23 protein-coding genes are annotated in these 17801 nt (G+C 35.1%); 5 read left to right on the forward strand and 18 right to left on the reverse strand.

Annotated features, from left to right (window positions below; genetic code table 11):
- A complete protein-coding gene (locus tag BMY13_RS13075) occupies positions 1–879 on the reverse strand; it encodes a 2-dehydropantoate 2-reductase (RefSeq protein ID WP_092505118.1) in 879 nt (292 codons plus the stop codon).
- A 526-nt stretch (positions 880–1405) separates the two neighbouring features.
- Between BMY13_RS13075 and BMY13_RS13080 the strand changes: the two genes are divergently transcribed.
- Positions 1406–1882 carry an N-acetyltransferase gene (locus BMY13_RS13080; protein ID WP_092493046.1) on the forward strand — a complete coding sequence of 159 codons (477 nt, stop codon included), beginning with the start codon at positions 1406–1408 and terminating at the stop codon, positions 1880–1882.
- A 355-nt stretch (positions 1883–2237) separates the two neighbouring features.
- On the opposite strand, the gene BMY13_RS13085 is transcribed toward BMY13_RS13080, so the two are convergent.
- From BMY13_RS13085 to BMY13_RS13100, 4 genes are all read right to left on the reverse strand, one after another.
- Positions 2238–2720: an RsfA family transcriptional regulator gene (locus BMY13_RS13085; RefSeq protein WP_092493047.1), complete on the reverse strand. Its 483-nt coding sequence runs from the start codon at positions 2718–2720 to the stop codon at positions 2238–2240.
- A 90-nt stretch (positions 2721–2810) separates the two neighbouring features.
- Positions 2811–3566, reverse strand: a complete 756-nt coding sequence (locus tag BMY13_RS13090; protein ID WP_092505120.1) for an enoyl-CoA hydratase/isomerase family protein — start codon at positions 3564–3566, stop codon at positions 2811–2813.
- A gap of 115 nt (positions 3567–3681) precedes the next feature.
- A complete protein-coding gene (gene rpmF, locus BMY13_RS13095; RefSeq protein WP_092493049.1) occupies positions 3682–3855 on the reverse strand; it encodes a 50S ribosomal protein L32 in 174 nt (57 codons plus the stop codon).
- A 48-nt stretch (positions 3856–3903) separates the two neighbouring features.
- The gene (locus BMY13_RS13100) at positions 3904–4434 is read right to left on the reverse strand and encodes a YceD family protein (protein WP_092493050.1); all 531 of its coding nucleotides are present in this window, start codon (positions 4432–4434) and stop codon (positions 3904–3906) included.
- Positions 4435–4729: 295 nt separating this feature from the next.
- On the opposite strand from BMY13_RS13100, the gene BMY13_RS13105 reads away from it, so the two are divergent.
- Positions 4730–5941: a nucleotidyltransferase gene (locus BMY13_RS13105; RefSeq protein ID WP_092505122.1), complete on the forward strand. Its 1212-nt coding sequence runs from the start codon at positions 4730–4732 to the stop codon at positions 5939–5941.
- A 61-nt stretch (positions 5942–6002) separates the two neighbouring features.
- Here BMY13_RS13105 and BMY13_RS13110 read toward each other — a convergent pair whose 3' ends face one another.
- Positions 6003–7025, reverse strand: coding sequence for a SepM family pheromone-processing serine protease (locus BMY13_RS13110; RefSeq protein WP_092493052.1), 1023 nt, complete (start codon positions 7023–7025; stop codon positions 6003–6005).
- Between the two features lie 214 nt (positions 7026–7239).
- On the opposite strand from BMY13_RS13110, the gene ylbJ reads away from it, so the two are divergent.
- A complete protein-coding gene (gene ylbJ, locus BMY13_RS13115; protein WP_175476800.1) occupies positions 7240–8448 on the forward strand; it encodes a sporulation integral membrane protein YlbJ in 1209 nt (402 codons plus the stop codon).
- Positions 8449–8488: 40 nt separating this feature from the next.
- Here the strand turns inward: ylbJ and coaD are convergent, their stop codons facing one another.
- The 8 genes from coaD to BMY13_RS13155 all read right to left on the reverse strand — a co-directional run bounded on the left by coaD (position 8489) and on the right by BMY13_RS13155 (position 13464).
- Positions 8489–8968: a pantetheine-phosphate adenylyltransferase gene (coaD, locus tag BMY13_RS13120; protein WP_092493054.1), complete on the reverse strand. Its 480-nt coding sequence runs from the start codon at positions 8966–8968 to the stop codon at positions 8489–8491.
- Positions 8969–8984: 16 nt separating this feature from the next.
- Positions 8985–9539 (reverse strand): 16S rRNA (guanine(966)-N(2))-methyltransferase RsmD, encoded by a 555-nt coding sequence (gene rsmD / locus BMY13_RS13125; RefSeq protein ID WP_092505126.1) that lies wholly within the window; start codon positions 9537–9539, stop codon positions 8985–8987.
- Between the two features lie 478 nt (positions 9540–10017).
- Complete coding sequence (locus BMY13_RS13130; RefSeq protein ID WP_092493056.1) at positions 10018–10293, reverse strand: YlbG family protein; 276 nt, start codon at positions 10291–10293, stop codon at positions 10018–10020.
- Between the two features lie 68 nt (positions 10294–10361).
- Positions 10362–10805 carry a YlbF/YmcA family competence regulator gene (locus tag BMY13_RS13135; RefSeq protein ID WP_092493057.1) on the reverse strand — a complete coding sequence of 148 codons (444 nt, stop codon included), beginning with the start codon at positions 10803–10805 and terminating at the stop codon, positions 10362–10364.
- Between the two features lie 57 nt (positions 10806–10862).
- Entirely contained in the window at positions 10863–11096 is a 234-nt protein-coding gene (locus tag BMY13_RS13140; protein WP_092493058.1) for a YlbE-like family protein, read from the reverse strand.
- 10 nt (positions 11097–11106) lie between these two features.
- On the reverse strand, positions 11107–11496 hold the full coding sequence (gene ylbD / locus BMY13_RS13145) for a YlbD family protein (RefSeq protein ID WP_245736103.1): 390 nt from the start codon (positions 11494–11496) through the stop codon (positions 11107–11109).
- A 239-nt stretch (positions 11497–11735) separates the two neighbouring features.
- Positions 11736–12800, reverse strand: a complete 1065-nt coding sequence (locus BMY13_RS13150; protein ID WP_092505128.1) for a CAP domain-containing protein — start codon at positions 12798–12800, stop codon at positions 11736–11738.
- Between the two features lie 235 nt (positions 12801–13035).
- Positions 13036–13464, reverse strand: a complete 429-nt coding sequence (locus BMY13_RS13155; protein WP_092505130.1) for a CBS domain-containing protein — start codon at positions 13462–13464, stop codon at positions 13036–13038.
- Positions 13465–13621: 157 nt separating this feature from the next.
- On the opposite strand from BMY13_RS13155, the gene BMY13_RS13160 reads away from it, so the two are divergent.
- Positions 13622–13987 (forward strand): YugN family protein, encoded by a 366-nt coding sequence (locus BMY13_RS13160; RefSeq protein ID WP_092493061.1) that lies wholly within the window; start codon positions 13622–13624, stop codon positions 13985–13987.
- A gap of 177 nt (positions 13988–14164) precedes the next feature.
- A complete protein-coding gene (gene ytvI, locus BMY13_RS13165; RefSeq protein ID WP_092493062.1) occupies positions 14165–15223 on the forward strand; it encodes a sporulation integral membrane protein YtvI in 1059 nt (352 codons plus the stop codon).
- A 33-nt stretch (positions 15224–15256) separates the two neighbouring features.
- Here the strand turns inward: ytvI and BMY13_RS13170 are convergent, their stop codons facing one another.
- The 4 genes from BMY13_RS13170 to BMY13_RS13185 all read right to left on the reverse strand — a co-directional run bounded on the left by BMY13_RS13170 (position 15257) and on the right by BMY13_RS13185 (position 17801).
- Entirely contained in the window at positions 15257–15712 is a 456-nt protein-coding gene (locus BMY13_RS13170) for a DUF420 domain-containing protein (protein WP_092493063.1), read from the reverse strand.
- Between the two features lie 73 nt (positions 15713–15785).
- Positions 15786–16685 (reverse strand): cytochrome c oxidase assembly factor CtaG, encoded by a 900-nt coding sequence (gene ctaG, locus BMY13_RS13175; RefSeq protein ID WP_092493064.1) that lies wholly within the window; start codon positions 16683–16685, stop codon positions 15786–15788.
- A gap of 165 nt (positions 16686–16850) precedes the next feature.
- Positions 16851–17174 carry a cytochrome c oxidase subunit IVB gene (gene ctaF / locus BMY13_RS13180; protein WP_092493065.1) on the reverse strand — a complete coding sequence of 108 codons (324 nt, stop codon included), beginning with the start codon at positions 17172–17174 and terminating at the stop codon, positions 16851–16853.
- 3 nt (positions 17175–17177) lie between these two features.
- Complete coding sequence (locus BMY13_RS13185; RefSeq protein ID WP_092493066.1) at positions 17178–17801, reverse strand: cytochrome (ubi)quinol oxidase subunit III; 624 nt, start codon at positions 17799–17801, stop codon at positions 17178–17180.

The raw sequence follows: 17801 nt of genomic DNA on the forward strand, positions 1-17801 counted from the left end.
CTATTCCTTAATCTCCTTCTGCTTTTCCATAGCCTTTATACTAGTATATATAAATGTCGTATACGGAATAGGGTGATTGCTTTGATTTATTAAGTAACCACATATTGCTTCAATCTCCGTTTTTCTGTTTTCTTGTAAATCTTTTAGCATCGATGAAATATTATTTCCTGTTTTATCTGCAACTTCCTGAACCCGTTCCAATTGTTGATTAAAGTTTAACCCCAATACTAGTGATGCTTCACGACATAACTCACAAGCTATATTATGAATATATACGTTCTTAAAAATATCACCGTTTTTCAAATTGAATAACGATGTTAAAGGATTTATTACAGCATTAATAATCAATTTCCCCTGCAGTAAACTCTCCCAGTCTGATGAGCCTCTAAACGGAAACTGGTGTTGGTGTAAATTGTTTACAATGGGATCAAGATCATCTCGGTCACCCGAAAATACCGCAAGCTTAATAACACCTTTTCCAGTATGTGAAACGATATGGTCGTTCTTTCGCAGAGCTCCGTGTTCGACCACTCCGACTAGAACCGTCTGAGTCAATTTTTGCAGCAAATTAATATGTCCCATGCCATTTTGCAAAAAGATAACGGTGGATTCTATATTTGTCTGGTTAATAAATGGAATAACTTGTGAAACATGATGCTGTTTCACACAGACGAATAAATAATCTTCTCTATGCATCTCACTGATTAGAAGTGACTTTACTATTATTAATTTATTTGATTCTGGCGAAAAAATCCCATTTTCATTCAACGTTTTCTTTTGCTGCTCTCGCCTAACATAAATAGTCACATTATGCTTAACTGCTAAATGACTTCCGAGCAACAGTCCAGTTGATCCCCCGCCTATTATTCCAATATTCATATTCGTATTCGCCCTTCTATAATTTTCCTTTAAGTGTGTGTTCAAAAAGGAGGATGAAAATGACCGAGTCGGCTAAGGTCGCAATGTTCTCAAAAATATAGGACAATTTTCTTCATGCGATGTATTTCAGAGTAGCTTCCCTTATGAAAACATGAACACTAGGAAAAAACTTTACCGAACCTACATCGTGATTATCTTTTCCATCCAACTTAAAAGTTAGAAACTCGGCTTATTGCCAATGCTTAATGGCGAAATCCTTGGTTTTACTTTTGCAGTATTATCATTTCCTAACTGCTAAGCTAACGAAGAAATTCAATGCGTCATTTTTATCGGACTTTTTGGACAAAATCTTTAATTAATTGTAGCAGAATATATACCATTATGTACTTGAAGTATAATTTCCTCTTAATTTACAGTATAATAAAACTAAGATTATAAGTATCTGTCATTTCAATCTGAATTTTTTTATATTATAATAAAATTAAATGGAAAACCAAATACTTCTGATTTTAAGGGGGAAGATGTCATGAACCAAATTAAAGTTGAGAAGCTTTTAATTAATTATAAGACACTAGAAAAATTTAAGCGATTCAAGGAGTATGGCAACCAGGAACTATCTATGCTGGAAGATTTACAAAATAATATTGTCGAAAATGACAGCGAGTCACCATTTTATGGGATTTATCTTGGCAATAACTTAATCGCAAGAATGAGCCTTTACAAGGTCACCTCTAAATATGATGCATATTTTGAACCGCCGCAGGATTACTTGGAGCTTTGGAAACTCGAGGTATTACCAGATTATAGAGGACAGGAATACGGTAAAGCCTTAGTCGATTTTGCTAAAAGCTATCAGTTACCTATAAAAACAAACCCACGAATTAATTCGCATGGTTTCTGGGAGAAAATGGGCTTTCAAAAAGCAAGATATGACATGGAACGTGACCTTGGCGAGAATCCGCTGATTTGGATGCCTGAGGGCGTAAAAGAAAAAGAAAACTAAAATAAGAACAAAAACGCAAGCGCCTGTTCAGCGCCGTATGGACTGTGCTCAGCGCTGCGGGTAGGTCGACGTTTCCGCGCAAAGCGGCGGTTTTAGTCGATCTTCCTTTTCCCCGAGATTAGATGAACTTGACTTATCGCCAATGATGGCGAAAGTCAAGATGAATCTTATGCTTGGAAAGCGAAAAGGATACACGAAGTTTCCTAGACAAAAATAAAGACATGAATGATAATTATTAATCATTCATGTCTTTTTGCGCTCCAGAAAATTATATATTGGCATATTATAATGAATAACTTCTCTTCAGAATTAGCCATGGCTAGTTTATACACTGTGTTTACTTGCACTCTTGTTGTTACATTTTATTTTCCTTCACCCAATTCCACAAGTTCCCCATTTCTCTCCACGCTTCTTCATAACGCTTTAATTGTTCTTTAAGTATCTCATTTTCTTTCTTTAAATTATTTACTGCCTCTTTCTCTTCTTGTTGAGACAATTGACTTTCACTAGTAAAATTAGTCCTCATTTTCTCCAACAGTAAAATCGCAGTATTAATTGGATCATCCTCTTGCATGGGTCTTGTTTCTGTATAATTCCATGATTTCTGTCGTCCGCCTTGTTTACGTTCTTCCTTAGCAAAATCAATAGCGTCCTGGTATTGCTTCCGAATTGAAGCATTCCAGCGAAAGCCGCATGCCGCTGATGTTCGTGATAGTTGTTTCGCAACTTCTTTAAACGCTTCAAGCTGGGTTTTACCTTCTCTAATATAGCGAAGAACAGTTTCTGCTAATATTATATCTTCATCTTGCGTCCATGCATCCTGACGTGTTGCATTCATAACATCCCTCCTTACACATTTGCTATCAATGTATGCAAAAAGTAGGAGTGATAGAATAAGTTTTACTATTTTTGTGAATAGTTTGTATTATTATCGTGATATGAATTGTTGAACAGCTTCCTTATGTTCCTGTGATTCCCATAACTTAGCGCAATTTCTAACCTCGTCATCCATTAATGCAGAAAAGCCTAATATAGATAGCTTCTTCCTATATTGCATTTTTAATATATTCATTTGATTTAACGACTTCGATAAATAAGGATTTAATAGTTTTTGATGATTATTCCATAATTCTTCTGAAGCAATTTTATGTAGCCAACCTTGTTTTTGTAAATAAGATGCATTATATACTTCTCCTTCCATCAGCCACTGATATGCAAAGCTTGGATGAACTTTCTCATATAAAAGTGCTCCGCCACCCCAGCCGGGGGTTATTCCTAATTTAGTTTGTACAAAACCAAATTTAGTGTTTTCCTTTGCAATTCTGAAGTCACAAGCAGTTGCGATTTCACATCCTCCACCTAACGCATCTCCATTTAGCAAACATATAGTAGGAACTGGGAAAGAGACAATTTCATAAAGAACTTCTTTCATTGGATACAACATTGAAAAAGCTTCATCAGTACTTAGTTCTCCGTGAAGATTATGTAAATCACCACCCGCACAAAACATCTTACTTCCTGCACCTGTGATTACTAAGAATTTAATCGAAGTTTGCTTCGCAGATTTCAGTACATTCTTAAGTTCACTAGCCATTTCATTTGATATAGCATTCAGTTTTTCAGGACGATTTAACTGTATTACACCGTAACCATCTTCATGTTTATTATATTGAATTGTTTCCATTATGAAATCCCCTCTTTTATCACTTATTCCTGCTCATCATAGCATAATTTGTAGTTTTACATATAAAAACAGATCACTAAGCAGTGATCTGTTAATTATAGGCTATTAGTACGATTTAATTGTTAACTACTTCTTTTCCATCATAATGTCCACATGATTTACATACATGATGTGACTTGGTTAATTCACCACAATTTGAACATTCTACCATGCCAGTTACGTGTAGCTTTTTATGAGTACGACGTTGATTTTTAACCTTTTTAGACGTTTTTCTTTTTGGTACTGCCATGACTTACACCTCCTTCAAATACGAAAGCAAAAATCAGAATTAATATTCTTATTCCTCTTTCTCGTTATCTTCAAGTAATGACTCCAGTTTTTTCAAACGTGGATCAATCTTCTTTTCGGTTTTTTCCTCTGAAATAAATTCCCAATCATTTCCTTTAACAGGAGTATGTCTTTTGGCTTCTTCATCATCCGAGAACACACGATAAGGAACCTCTAGTAAGATATTTTCCTTGATATAGGGGGTTAAGTCAAGTACTTCCCCATCAATAGGATGAATTTCATCTTCTGATTCTTCACCATCATAATAGGTTGATTCAGAAAAAATCTCAGTTGCCTTTATTTCAAAAGGATATGGAACATCGACTAATGTACGGGCACATGGTAAAATCATCTTTCCACTTATTGTAAATGAAAAAACAATTTCGTTCCCCTGATCGAATGCTGTACCATATACATGAGCAGAATCAATTTCACGTATATCATTATTCAATGCTTCCAACTCGGAAACATTAACCCAATCATCAAATGAAAAGGGTTCATTATAGGCATTATTCTTAATTTGACCTAATGTAAATTTCATTATTATCACCTCAAGGCAACAAGAGTTATTTTAAAATGAAAATGAACTTTTGTCAACATGTTTTCTTTACAGAATAAAATTTGTTTAGAAGTCTTAGCTTATTACTGAGTTTTGATGGCTATAGTCTTAATTGCACTAATGCAGATTAGAAAGTAGCATTACTTTCTTAACCTCCTTCAAAAAATTATATATATAGTGTTCCCTTTCCTATTTCTGATAATCATATTTATGAACAATGCGTCTGGATAAGTTTTTTGATACAATTAATACCAACTCACATATAGGGGATGAACGTATGGAAGCTTGTGGTTTAATTGTCGAATATAACCCGTTTCATAATGGGCATGTATATCATATACAGGAAGCAAAAAGAGTCTCTAAAGCCGATTGCATAATTGCTGTTATGAGTGGATCATTTTTACAACGTGGAGAACCCGCAATTATTGATAAATTCCACCGGACAAATGCGGCATTATCAGCTGGAATTGACATAGTATTGGAGTTACCCTATCCTTACGCTGTTCAAAGCAGTGATTTGTTTTCCAAAGGTTCTGTACATACATTAAATGAGATTGGTGTGTCCAGTATCTGTTTCGGCAGTGAATCTGGTGACATATCCCGTTTTACTAAGAGCTACAAAGTCTACAATGAGAATAAGTTCACATTCAAAGAAACACTTAAAAGCTGTTTAAATCAAGGTCTATCTTTTCCAGAGGCAAGCAGAAAAGCATATGAGAAGATAGGCTTAACCACTTCGGAGATGGATTTATCGCAGCCAAACAATATACTTGGTTTTAGCTACGTTAAAACGATACTTGATAATAATCTACCTATTGACCCCTTAACAATAACACGAACGAAAAGTGGCTATCATGACAAAGAAATTACAGGGGCAATTGCAAGTGCTACAAGTATTCGAAACAAATTATTTACTGACCAGGTTATCTCAGCAGATATTAAAGACACCATGCCAGCAGAGACCGTAAGCCAGCTCCAACTATATAAGCATGATGCAACTACCTGGCATAATTGGGAACATTATTTTCATCTTGTTCATTACCGTGTTTTAACAATGTCACTCCATGAACTTTCTGAAATTCATGGTGTTGATGAAGGACTGGAATATCGTATTAAATCTACTGCTAATGATGTCACTTCGTTTGACGATTGGATTGAGAAGATTAAAACTAAACGATATACTTGGACACGATTGCAACGAATATTTGCCCATATATTAACAAATACACCAAAAACAGATATGGAAGTTGCAAAAAATTCTTCATCTGTTCCATATGTCCGCATTTTAGGAATGACAGAAACAGGACAAACCTATTTAAATAGACAAAAAAAGAATATGGACGTACCACTGGTTGCAAATCTAAGCCGAACTACTGACCCAATGCTTTCTATGGAGGAAAAAGCCTCAAAGGCCTATTATAGTATACTTCCAGCTAAAAAGAAACGAGACTTTCACAAGCAGGAACTGCAGCCACCAATATTAAAGTAAGGATAAAAAAGTCAAAGAAAAAAACCTGTTTTATGCTACATTAGCATAAGACAGGTTTTTATTATTCCGATTCTATGTTTTGTAAATAGTTCAATGCATCCTCGAATGTATCTACTGGAACAATTTTCATATCGGTGTCAATTTCTTCTGCAGTCTTCTTTGCTACTTCATAGTTTGATCCTTCAGCTCCATTATCATTAGGAGCGAAAAAGATATCACAGTCTTCCTGATCAGCTGCAATTACTTTTTTATCAATTCCACCAATCCGTAATACATTCCCATTGTAGTCCACTTCACCGGTTCCAGCAATTTGATTGCCTTTTGTTAAATCATTTTCGGTCAATTGATCATAAATCTCCAAAGAGAACATTAATCCTGCACTTGGCCCGCCGATACTACCACTCGAAAAGTTAACTTTTGGATCAACTTTCACGCTTCGATCGGTAACAAGTCTTATCCCAATGCCAACTTTATTATCCGCCTCTTTAAATCTCTCAAGTTGAACTTCTTTTGTCAATTGCTTTTCACCACGTTCAACTTCTAAATTAATCGTATCTCCTGCTTGTTTATTTTCCACGTAATTTATTAAATCCTTGGATTCCTTAATCTCATTCCCATCAATTTCAGTGATACGGTCGCCCGATTCTAACTTCCCATCCGCTGGCATACCGTTAACAACTGCAACTACATATACTCCTTCATAATTAATTGTAATATCCTCATCAGCGGCTTTATAAGCTACTACCGTTGATGCCTCCTGTGAACTTTCCATCATCTGAAGCTGTGCATGAAAATACTCATTTTCTGAAACACCTTCTGGCCTAACTTCGCTAAGGGGGTAGATCTCATGATTGGGCAGTACTTTTGCCCACAAATATTGAACTGGGGTCGCTTGCCCGCCTCGGACCGTAACAAGATGCATGTCACCTTTACTATCGTATCCACCTTCAACATTGACAATTGGGTTAAGTGCATCAGCACCTCCAGGCTTATATACATAATATGGGAGTTGATATGTTGAAAGGAAAAATGCTATTGCGATTACAACTATTAAATAAATTATGTGCTTTTTTGTAAAGTTCACCGTAAAACCCCTTCCATCTTTCCAATTACATCATTTTAATTAAGGTGATAAAAAGTGTATGGCATAAAAACATGATGTATGTGCGTATATTGATATAGGCTCGTACAAATTAATTCTTTAACATGCTAATAAATTTAATATATCAAGCTAGAATCATTCTACTACTATCGAAAATAGAAGTACAGAGCTAGCTCATACTCTAGGGGGCTTTATGTTGACACAAAAAGTCAAAACAATACTACTATCAGGGATTACTGTTTTTATTGCATTTTGCCTAATTAAATATCCAGACCAATCATTTGAAGCTAGTATAAGAGGCTTAAAAATGTGGTGGGAAATTGTGTTTCCTTCATTACTACCCTTTTTTATAACCGCTGAATTATTAATTGGCTTCGGCGTTGTAAGATTCATTGGAATATTATTTGAACCTATAATGCGACCGTTATTTAATGTTCCTGGTGCCGGAAGCTTTGCATGGGCAATGGGAATGGCTAGTGGCTATCCCACTGGCGCTAAAATATCGACACGACTTCGAGAGGAACGTCAGCTTACACAAATCGAGGCTGAACGACTCGTTTCATTCACAAACGCTTCAAGTCCTCTCTTTATATTCGGAGCAGTGTCAGTTGGTTTTTTCTACGATGTTAAACTGGGTATATTACTTGCTTCGGCCCATTACATTGGTAACGCACTAGTCGGTATATGCATGCGGTTTTACGGCAGAGAAAAAGAAAAGAATGTGGTGAAATCAAAAAAACAAAAAGTTTCTATCATTTATGCATTTAAGGAAATGCATCGTGCCAGAATGAATGACCCACGTCCATTTGGACAAATAGTCGGGGATGCAGTTTTAACTTCGATTCAAACATTAGTAATGGTTGGTGGCTTTATCATCTTTTTTTCCGTTTTAACAAAGCTGATGTTTATCATAGGATTTTCACCAGCAATCTCAACCATTTTTGAATATATTTTACAATTATTTACGCTGCCAGCAGATTTATCCTTACCACTATTTTCAGGATTATTCGAAATAACACAAGGAGCAAGAGCAATATCGCAAACAGAGACCGGCAGTTTATTGGCTAAAATTATTGTAGTAAGTTTTATATTAGGCTTTAATGGATTTTCAATCCAAGCACAAGTTGCAAGCATTATAGCACCCACGGATATCCGTTTTTCGCCATATTTTTTCGCCCGTATTTTGCATGGAGTGTTTGCAAGCATTCTAACAGTTATTTTATATAAGCCATTATATTTGAATCGAACCTCTTTCGACTTTAAGGGGATCCCTGTTTCAAATGGGATTCCACAAGATTCATGGCTGGCAATACTATATAACTTAAAAGAGCTTGGGCCAATAATAACCATTACATTTTTACTGATTGCATTCATTATTTTAAGCAATCGGTTAAGAAAAACATAAAAAAGATGTTGATCATCTCACTTATCAACATCTTTTTAAACTAGCTATACTTTTTCTTTAATGCTTTTTCTACTGCTTCAGGAACGAGATCAGAAACATTGGCTTTGTATTTAGCCACTTCTTTTACAATACTTGAACTTAAAAACGAATATTGATTATTTGTCATCATAAATAATGTTTCAACTCTTTCATTAAGCTTTCTGTTCATAGATGTGATTTGCATTTCATATTCAAAATCACTAACAGCCCTCAGTCCGCGTAATACTACTTGCGCCTTTTGCTGCATGGCATAATCAATTAATAATTCATTTGATTCATCAACCGTAACATTAGGTAAATGCTTTGTGGATTCCTCTAACAGAGCTACTCTTTCCTCGACTGTAAACAAAGGAGCTTTGGACTGGTTATTAAAGACGACAACTATAACGTTATCAAAAACACTTGCACCTCGTTCTATAATATCCAAATGCCCATATGTTACTGGATCAAAGCTGCCTGGACATATTGCTAATCTGCTCAATGAAAAGCTCTCCCTTCTATTCCTGTTTATAAATTGTAACGCCTATTGTACCACCGTAATTATCTTGTTTTACGACGGAAAAACGATCACTGTCACTTGGTAATTTGTCTACTATATCATGTTCACAATATATCATGCCATTTTTATTCAATAGTTGAAGTTTATCAATTTCATCCAACAATTTCCCATAGTTTACTTTCCTATATGGCGGATCTAGTAAAATCAAGTCAAATTGCAGGTCTCTTTTTGAAGCAGCATTCATGGCACGAAATGCTTCTGTTTTATACACTTCAACCTTATCATCTAATTTTATTGTCCTAACATTTTCATAAATAGTATGTATTGCTTTAGGATTTTTATCAACAAATATCCCTTTTTCCATACCTCTGCTCAAAGCTTCAATTCCTAATGAGCCACTCCCAGCATACAGATCAAGAACCATACCATGTTCAAACAATGGCCCTAAGATTTGAAATATGGCCTCTTTTACTTTATCTGTAGTAGGTCTGGTAGTATTACCTGGCACCGCTTTCAATTGCCTACCTTTATGTACACCTGCTACTACTCGCATGTAACCACCTCAATAAATCATATTAATCCTAACAAAACAAAAGAGCAAGTTTATAATCTAATTAACTATAAAAAATAAAAGAGAGTGTATATAATTCATTACCATGTACATAATAGCATAGTGAGACAGCTAAGATTGCTTGGCTGTTTCAAAACACGGAGAAGACTTACACTTCCCCATAAGTTCTTCCTCCGGTTTCTCCTCTCCCTTTGCCTTTTTGTTTTCTAACAAGAAAACAAAGGGACCTGCAGAAAATATCTGCAGGTTTTCTTTTTGTAGTTAAGAAAGTAACAAAATACTTTTTACTTCATAAGTTCAACCAAAGCTTATCTATAATAAGGCTTTTACTTCAAAGAATAAGGGGGCTACGAAAGCAAAAATACGCTTTCATAAGACTCCCTTTAACGAAATGCCGATTTTTCTAAAATTTTTTGACAAAACTAAACCTTTGCGGTCAAGTTATGTATCACCGCAAAGGTTAAATTCCCATTTTATAGTCATACTGTTTAGCCTTATCAGGTTTAGCGTTCTCATAATCTGTTTGTACAAATGGTTTATAAGAACGATCGATTTTTGACACGAAAGAAAGCTTTAGTAGCTTAGTCTCTATAGTTTCCAATTCAGATTGGTCTACATAAATCACTGCGTACTTTAACTTCCTTGAAGAATAAATTAAGTGCCCATATCGCTTTATTTGTTTTATGTTTTTCATATGCTGAAACCAAACAATTAATCCTTGACGTTTCGTTATCATCGGATATCCTCGCTAACATCATGTTTGCAAATAAGTGTATCAGAATATAATAAATACATCAATATTTACTAGGATGCTTTACAACCACAACCACTGCTTCCACTTCCGCAACCGCAGCCGCCATCACTTAATGCAGCTCCATCTTTCGGTGCTTTAATATCATCGCTCACACTTAAAGCAATATACTCGCTTACCTCATCGAGTAACTTTTGCAAGTTACGTTCAGCAATCTTAAATGCTGCAACTTTGTCATTCATATCCATTTCACGTTTTGTAGAGCGTACTTCTTTCATAATTTGATTATAGTCAGGATGATACCTTCCAAAACGTTGAACGTCTTCATAATGACCTTTTGTATCTTTAAACGCCTTTATAAGCCGTTGAGCTTCATCATCATTCCTTACATTTTTAAGGGAATCTTCGTAGGCTTCCATAACATCTGACTTTTGAATCATATCACTGACTATATCAGAATGGTCAAGTATATCTACATATTCCATTGTACCAATCATTTTTTCACCTCCACCTCAATCTTATCATGTAATTCCCTTAATGAAAACGTAATTTATTTAATCCTTCATTGCCCCTGCAAATTGAATTAGCATATTGACCATTTTCATCTGATCCCCAAATTTCTCAACTTGTTGAGGTATTGTTTTTCCATAAAATTTTTTTGATTCTTTTTCAAGTTCCTTGACCCTAGAAGGATCTCTTGAAAGGTATCGATACCAAGCAGGATTATAACGCACAAAATTAGCTAGCTTTGGATTTTGTTGCAAGTATTGATATGTTGATGTCTGCATCGTACCACCTCTAGTCCCTCCCCCAATTAAATGGATTATTTGATTTCCTGAACTGCTGTGGAGGGGTTTTTGTTGTCTGAAATTGCCCTAATACATCTTGAATTGTTGTAATGGTATTACTTAATTGGTGTACTTGCTTTTGCACCTTATCTATATCAACATTTTCCGATAGTTTCATTAACTGGCCAAACAATTCTCCTTTACCTTCTTTTGACTTGCCTTCAGCCTCTTCCTTCTTGTAACTGTCCCAAACCGGATCATCTTCACCAAGTAATGCCCACTTCTCATAATACTCCTGCCAGCCTCTCCCGCTTTTACGGACTTCTTCAATAAGCTTTGGATGCTTATTCATAAATACTTTAAACTCCCTAACACTAGGGTGAAGCTTATCATCACTCACAGTTTTTCACCTCATCATAGTTATCTGTTACTAATTATTTTATGTAATTTAATCAAACACTGTGCGTAATAAAAAGCACAATACTACACTGTTTAAAGTCCGAAACAAGAATAAACGCACTAGTTCGTCCTGTACGGCGGAGCTGGACTTGGCTAATTCGGAAGTCCATTTATCCACAGCATTTAGACTTTATAGTACGCTTAATAACAAAAATACCATCCTATGCGTTTTTTCAAACCCTATTGTTTTTTCAAGAAGTTTTGAGTGTAATAAAATCGAAAGACTCCTACTCCTAAATGTGTATAATCCTCTTTCAGTAATGCCTCCCGGTGTCCTTCACTATTTAACCAGCCATGCATAGCTGATGGTACATCCGGATATTGTGCAGCAATATTCTCTCCGGCTGCCTGATAAAACACCTCTTGTGCTGCTAACCGTTCTTTTAAACCATCCCCATTCAAGGCATAATGAGAGAAGTAATTATTCTCAGCCATATCCTTACTATGAAGATAGGCAACCTCGCTAACGGTTTCATCCCATTTTAAAGAGGTTTCTCCATATTGATTTCGGAGAACATTTGTTATATTAAAAACCTGCTGTTCCATTCCCGTTTCTATCTCTTCCCATTTTTTATCTGAGTAATTAGGTTTTTCAGGCAAATCACCGCGATACTCCATTTCATAAGGACGGTGCTGTAACAATATGTCCGCAGATAACACACGAATAGATGACAATTTATTTGTAAACGTATCAAAATATAATTGCATAAATATATCATCTGTTAGCTTGACTAGTGGTCTTCCTTGTATTTCCTCATCCTTTAAGCGAAATGTATATGAATTAAGTTTCTTACTGTAAGACACCTCATTTGTAATAGACAGTTCTTTCTTCACCGATTCATAGTCTTGCCCGATTTCAATAGGTTCAAGCGACAAGTCATTTCCAACAGCATAGATTGATCTAATTTCATCACCGACTACTCCAAATTGAATATGTTGTTTTTGCTGATCCGTGTATACCCACCATTCATAGCCATATCCGCTTTGATCTCTTCTTACCGGCTCTCCGAATGCTTTAATTAATTCATCCGTTGATTTATCTACCCATTGAAAAAGATCTCCCTTTAAAGGAATAGTTAATCTCTCCTCAGGTATTTGCTTGGTCTCTAGCATATTCTTCTTTGTTTCAAAAATGCTGCTAAAGTCATCTATCGCCTGTTTGGGTGATAGATTATTTTTTTCAAAAAGATAATAGCCACCAATTAAGAGTAATACTAATAGTGCAACTACTTGAATAAACCGCATAGACGCTTCCCCTTCTATTCAACCTTTTACTGTTAACTATATGTAAGAGATTCCAAGTACATTCTCTTTTCTTTATTTTTTTCAGAAAAATTGACCTTTCTTTAAAGTGTTTTTTATCCTCTACTTTGGAGTGTTAGCCTCAGTTCACTTATGTAGTAAGATTAGTTATGCTTTATTAACTATCTATTAAAAAACAACCGTATATGGATTATACGGTTGTTCTCATTATACTACATTAATGAAGTTCTGGTCGTTCAGAAATTTCCTCAAGAGCATGACCTGCAGCATCATTTGATTTATCCTCAAGTGAAAGATCCCCTAACGAAACAATGCCTACGAGTTTACCATTATCAACAATAGGTAAACGTCGAATTTGATTTTCAGCCATTAGTCTACTTGCTTCCTCTACTGAAGTATCTGGCGAAGTGAAATGCAGCTTATCACTCATAACCTCTTGTACCTTTGTTGTGTCTGGCTTCTTATCAGCATACCCTCTTAAAACCAAATCACGGTCGGTAATTACCCCCAGAAGTTCCCGATCAGCTGAACAAACTGGAATAACACCAACATTCCTGTCTTTCATCTTCATAGCTGCATCATGTAACGTATCATCTTTCAGACAAACAACTATGTCCGTACTCATAATTTCTTTAGCAGCTTTCATTACACTTCCTCCTTAGCGAATTTTATAGTATCACTTATTATTCATTCCCAAATTTACAAATATCTTTCATATATCCGTTTAATTTTCTTTTCGATTGCAACTTGGGCTATTTAGTATTATTATTGTTATGTGAGGAAAAAGATGTGAGGTGGATAAAATGAGATTAGAAAATACTGGAATTGAAGATTCTATTGTTGATGTGAAACCATTAGATCACCTGATGGCAAAACACGCTTTTATTCGTGGAGGCCAGTGGGATTACGAACGTGTAACCTATGACTATAAAATTGGTTCCAAAGAAAAAAACATTACATATTATATTCGAATTTTAGGTTATGCAGTTGAGGGTGATGTCGACCGTGGTAATGCTGTTATTAAACTTTCAACACCATTACTTGGTAAACACTATTACCCACATGGTGTAGAATATGGCGAACAGGAAAATTTCCCTGAAAACTTAGTAGAACGTGCAACTAACCTTGTATCAAAAGTCAAAGAAGAAATTGAGATATATAAAAAATAAACAGATGAAAAATACAGGTATTTAATAATCATAAAACCAACTGCTCAGTAAATAACAGGCGCAGTTGGTTTTTTAATAACCTAAACCATTATGTTTAACTGTTCAAACCGTATAATTAGTGCTATATTTTTTATATACATATTTATCCTATATAAAGAAAGGAGACATCAATTCACATTGTTTCGATCTATATCAAAACGCCAATGGACATTAATCATCTTAACCATATTCCTAATACTGGTCTTTTACTTTATACTACCAGTCTCAATACCTTTAATCGTTGCATTAGTAACAGCATTAATCCTCAATCCTTTAGTAAGATTTTTACAACGAAAAGGAAGAATAAGCCGAAAAACATCAGTAATTATCGTGTTCCTGTTATTTTTGGTATTCATAGGGATTTCGGGGTCATTTGTCGTTACAAAAGCAGTTACCCAAGTTGTTAATTTTGTCGAAGATATTCCTACACACTTTAATGAGCTAAATAATGTTTACGCAGATTGGGAATCAGATTTTGAAAATTATACACAGAGTCTGCCACCAGAATTCACTGATCAGATTTCCGATAGTATACAGTCACATCTAACTAACTTAAGTAATGCAGCTAAAGAAAAAATCACCATAGAGAATATTGCACAAATCTTTGCCCAAGTTCCACAGTATTTAATCAGTTTTCTTGTTTACATAATTGCACTGTTTTTATTTATGCTCGAATTACCGTTGATTAAAGCAAAATTATATAATTTAATGACAAAAGAAACTGCTGAAAAGGTTTCCTTCATGAACAATAGACTTTCAAGCGTTGTACTCGGATTCCTCAAAGCGCAATTACTTGTCAGTGTTATTATTTTCCTTGTTACTTTATTGGGCCTATTTGTAATAGCACCTGAAGTAGCTATTATAATGGCACTTATTGTTTGGATAGTTGATTTCATTCCAATTATAGGGTCGATTATAATTGTTGGTCCATGGTCATTATTTATGTTCATCTCTGGTGATACAGTTCTGGGCATTAAGTTAGCGATATTGGCCATTATATTGTTGGCAGTACGAAGAACAGTCGAACCGAAAGTAATGGGAAAGCATATTGGTCTATCACCACTTGCCACACTTATTGCAATGTTTTTGGGAATAAAACTATTGGGTATTCTAGGTTTTATATTAGGACCATTATTCCTGATTGCCTTTAATTCAGCAAAAGAAGCCAAAATAATAAAATGGAATATAAAAATATAAAGTGTGCGAGCTAATACTGCTCGCACACTTTACTTATCCACCTAATATTGCTTTTAACATACTTGTTGTTTGACCACCATCATAAATAATGTACAAGAGTAAATAAACCATTACCCCTGTAATTGCACTAAAAAACCAAATCACACTTGTTACAGGTCCGATTTTTCTATGAATTTTTATTTTTCGCTTTAATGCTAATGTTATTGTCACGACACCAAAAATAGCCCCTGTTGTTGCCAGGAAAATATGGAAAATCAAAAAGATTGTATAGTATATTTTGATATCCTCTGGTCCCCCAAAGCTTGTATTTCCAATAAAGATAGTTCGTGATACATAAATTATAAAAAATAACAACGCACTGATCGCTGCAGAAATCATCGTTTTTTTATGTGCACTTGCATTCCCTTTAATAATAAATCTCCATCCAAATGCAACTAAAACAGCACTTGTCATGATGAAGAAAGTGCTTATCGTTGGTAAAAACGGCATATTTACACTAATCCTTTCTATCCTTATGAAAGTAGCACAATTAAAAAAGCTTCACATAGTCCACATGAATTCACTAACTATATTCGTTTTCGGGTAATGGATCGATTTGTAAGCTTTCTCGATTAAACCAGCCAAAAAAGATTCTAGCTAAGATTACACCATACGTGATTTCCTGTGATATCTTCATAATAATACCACCTAGTTGTTGGTCCTCTAATGTAGTCAACGGAGAGAACATTTCAGGACCCGATATGGCATATGTTAAACCTTGTAATACATCATTAGGTACACATAAAGCTAATGCCTGCATCCAAGCCCCATCCTGTGAATATGCGGCATAAATCGGTACGTCGGCAAAAATAATCAATACACATGCTGGCGTGATTAAAACACCATTGGCGAAAATGTAAAATATTTTCCCAAGAGAAGGCATACGATTAAATTCTTTAACTGGTGTCAAAACAGGCCACCATACAATAAATGCTGCAATCAAAATAGTAACCGATATCGATGAATGTGCAATTTGTGATGACTTAGCAAAGTTGAATATGTCAGGTAAATGATACAATGAAAATAATGTGTTAAATAACAAAATCGAAATAAGTGGTTTTGATAGGAACGATAGTCCAGGCTTTATAACAGGGCTAAGAACCGCTTTCTCCCATAACCACTTCGGAATTCCCTTGATAATCAGAATAGGAAACACCAAATAATAAATTGCCATCTGCATCATGTGCGTCGTTAGCATTATGTGAGTAAGTAAATCTACTGGTGAACCTTTTACTACATATAACAAAAACAAAGCAATATAAAACATACTCTGTTGTTTTTTGGATGGTTTATCTCCGCCGCCAAACTTCTGACGGTATGGTCCAGTTATCAAAAAATAGACCAAAGCAAGACCTAATACAAACAAAAGAAAATATGGACTCCACAACGCACGAAAACCAAAAATCTGTAATTCCAACCACATAATATCTCACTCCATAAACGGATTATGTATCTTATTATAACGCATTTAAATAAGAATCACACATCTGTAATGTGACAATTTTTGAACAAAGAAAAGGATTTATAATTATTAAAGAGGCAAAAAGAAGATCGGGACTTTGTGTCCCGATCCGATCTCTTTTGTATCTTACCACCAAGTGATTACTACTAATCCCGCTATTATAAGTAGTGCTGCCATTATACCAGCATACATCATTAAGGATGGCATATCATGCCCCTTTTCTTTCATGTGCATGAAATAATAAAACTGAAAAGCTACTTGAATAACAGCTAGGATTAGTAACACTGGTATGACAAACATCTTTTGCATCATACCAGTAGCCACAATTACAAAAGCAATAATAGTGAACAAAATCATCAATGCAAATGTAATTAACTGTTTTTGCATCTCTAATTTATTTTTATGCTTTTGATATGGATTAACTTCGTTGGAATTGGTGTTCTCTGCCATTAATTAACCCACCTTTCCCATTAAATATACAACTGTAAATATAAACACCCATACAACATCGATAAAGTGCCAATATAAACTAAATACATAAAACTTTGGTGCGTTGTATAAGTTTAAGCCTCGTTTTGCGTTACGTATCATCAACGCCAAAAGCCACAGTAAACCAAATGTAACGTGTCCTCCGTGGAACCCTACTAATGTATAAAAGGCTGAACCAAATGCTGATGAGCGGAATGTGAATTCATACTCATGTATATAATGATTAAACTCATACAATTCACAACCTAAAAATGCAAACCCAAGTACAGCCGTAACGCCTAGCCAAAGCTGCATTTTCTTAAAGTTGTTGTTTTTCATATGATACATCGCATAAACACTTGTTAATGAACTTGTTAATAACAAAATGGTCATTATGAAAACAAGCTCTAAACCAAACAAATCATTTGTTGTTGGTCCACCAGCTGTTGAGTTTCTTAATGCAAGGTATGTTCCAAACAAACACGCAAATAAAACTGTTTCACCACCAAGAAAAAACCAAAAACCAAGAAATTTGTTTTTACCCTCAAGGGTAGCCTTTTCTGGTTCATGTGGCATTGTTTCGGGATTTAAGGAATGATCGTGACTCAT

Source organism: Virgibacillus subterraneus (genome assembly GCF_900110695.1).
In the GTDB taxonomy this organism is placed as follows: domain Bacteria; phylum Bacillota; class Bacilli; order Bacillales; family Amphibacillaceae; genus Lentibacillus; species Lentibacillus subterraneus.

Coding starts and splice junctions, on each gene's coding strand:
- BMY13_RS13090 (WP_092505120.1), bottom strand. CDS start 3,566: ATGGAAACAATTCAATATAATAAACATGAAGATGGTTACGGTGTAATA.
- BMY13_RS13170 (WP_092493063.1), bottom strand. CDS start 15,712: ATGCCGTTTTTACCAACGATAAGCACTTTCTTCATCATGACAAGTGCT.
- BMY13_RS13185 (WP_092493066.1), bottom strand. CDS start 17,801: ATGAGTCACGATCATTCCTTAAATCCCGAAACAATGCCACATGAACCA.
- ctaF (WP_092493065.1), bottom strand. CDS start 17,174: ATGGCAGAGAACACCAATTCCAACGAAGTTAATCCATATCAAAAGCAT.
- BMY13_RS13150 (WP_092505128.1), bottom strand. CDS start 12,800: ATGCGGTTTATTCAAGTAGTTGCACTATTAGTATTACTCTTAATTGGT.
- BMY13_RS13100 (WP_092493050.1), bottom strand. CDS start 4,434: ATGAAATTTACATTAGGTCAAATTAAGAATAATGCCTATAATGAACCC.
- BMY13_RS13080 (WP_092493046.1), top strand. CDS start 1,406: ATGAACCAAATTAAAGTTGAGAAGCTTTTAATTAATTATAAGACACTA.
- BMY13_RS13160 (WP_092493061.1), top strand. CDS start 13,622: ATGAGATTAGAAAATACTGGAATTGAAGATTCTATTGTTGATGTGAAA.
- BMY13_RS13075 (WP_092505118.1), bottom strand. CDS start 879: ATGAATATTGGAATAATAGGCGGGGGATCAACTGGACTGTTGCTCGGA.
- ctaG (WP_092493064.1), bottom strand. CDS start 16,685: ATGTGGTTGGAATTACAGATTTTTGGTTTTCGTGCGTTGTGGAGTCCA.
- BMY13_RS13085 (WP_092493047.1), bottom strand. CDS start 2,720: ATGAATGCAACACGTCAGGATGCATGGACGCAAGATGAAGATATAATA.
- BMY13_RS13105 (WP_092505122.1), top strand. CDS start 4,730: ATGGAAGCTTGTGGTTTAATTGTCGAATATAACCCGTTTCATAATGGG.
- BMY13_RS13155 (WP_092505130.1), bottom strand. CDS start 13,464: ATGAAAGCTGCTAAAGAAATTATGAGTACGGACATAGTTGTTTGTCTG.
- rpmF (WP_092493049.1), bottom strand. CDS start 3,855: ATGGCAGTACCAAAAAGAAAAACGTCTAAAAAGGTTAAAAATCAACGT.
- BMY13_RS13140 (WP_092493058.1), bottom strand. CDS start 11,096: ATGCAGACATCAACATATCAATACTTGCAACAAAATCCAAAGCTAGCT.
- BMY13_RS13135 (WP_092493057.1), bottom strand. CDS start 10,805: ATGATTGGTACAATGGAATATGTAGATATACTTGACCATTCTGATATA.
- rsmD (WP_092505126.1), bottom strand. CDS start 9,539: ATGCGAGTAGTAGCAGGTGTACATAAAGGTAGGCAATTGAAAGCGGTG.
- BMY13_RS13130 (WP_092493056.1), bottom strand. CDS start 10,293: ATGATAACGAAACGTCAAGGATTAATTGTTTGGTTTCAGCATATGAAA.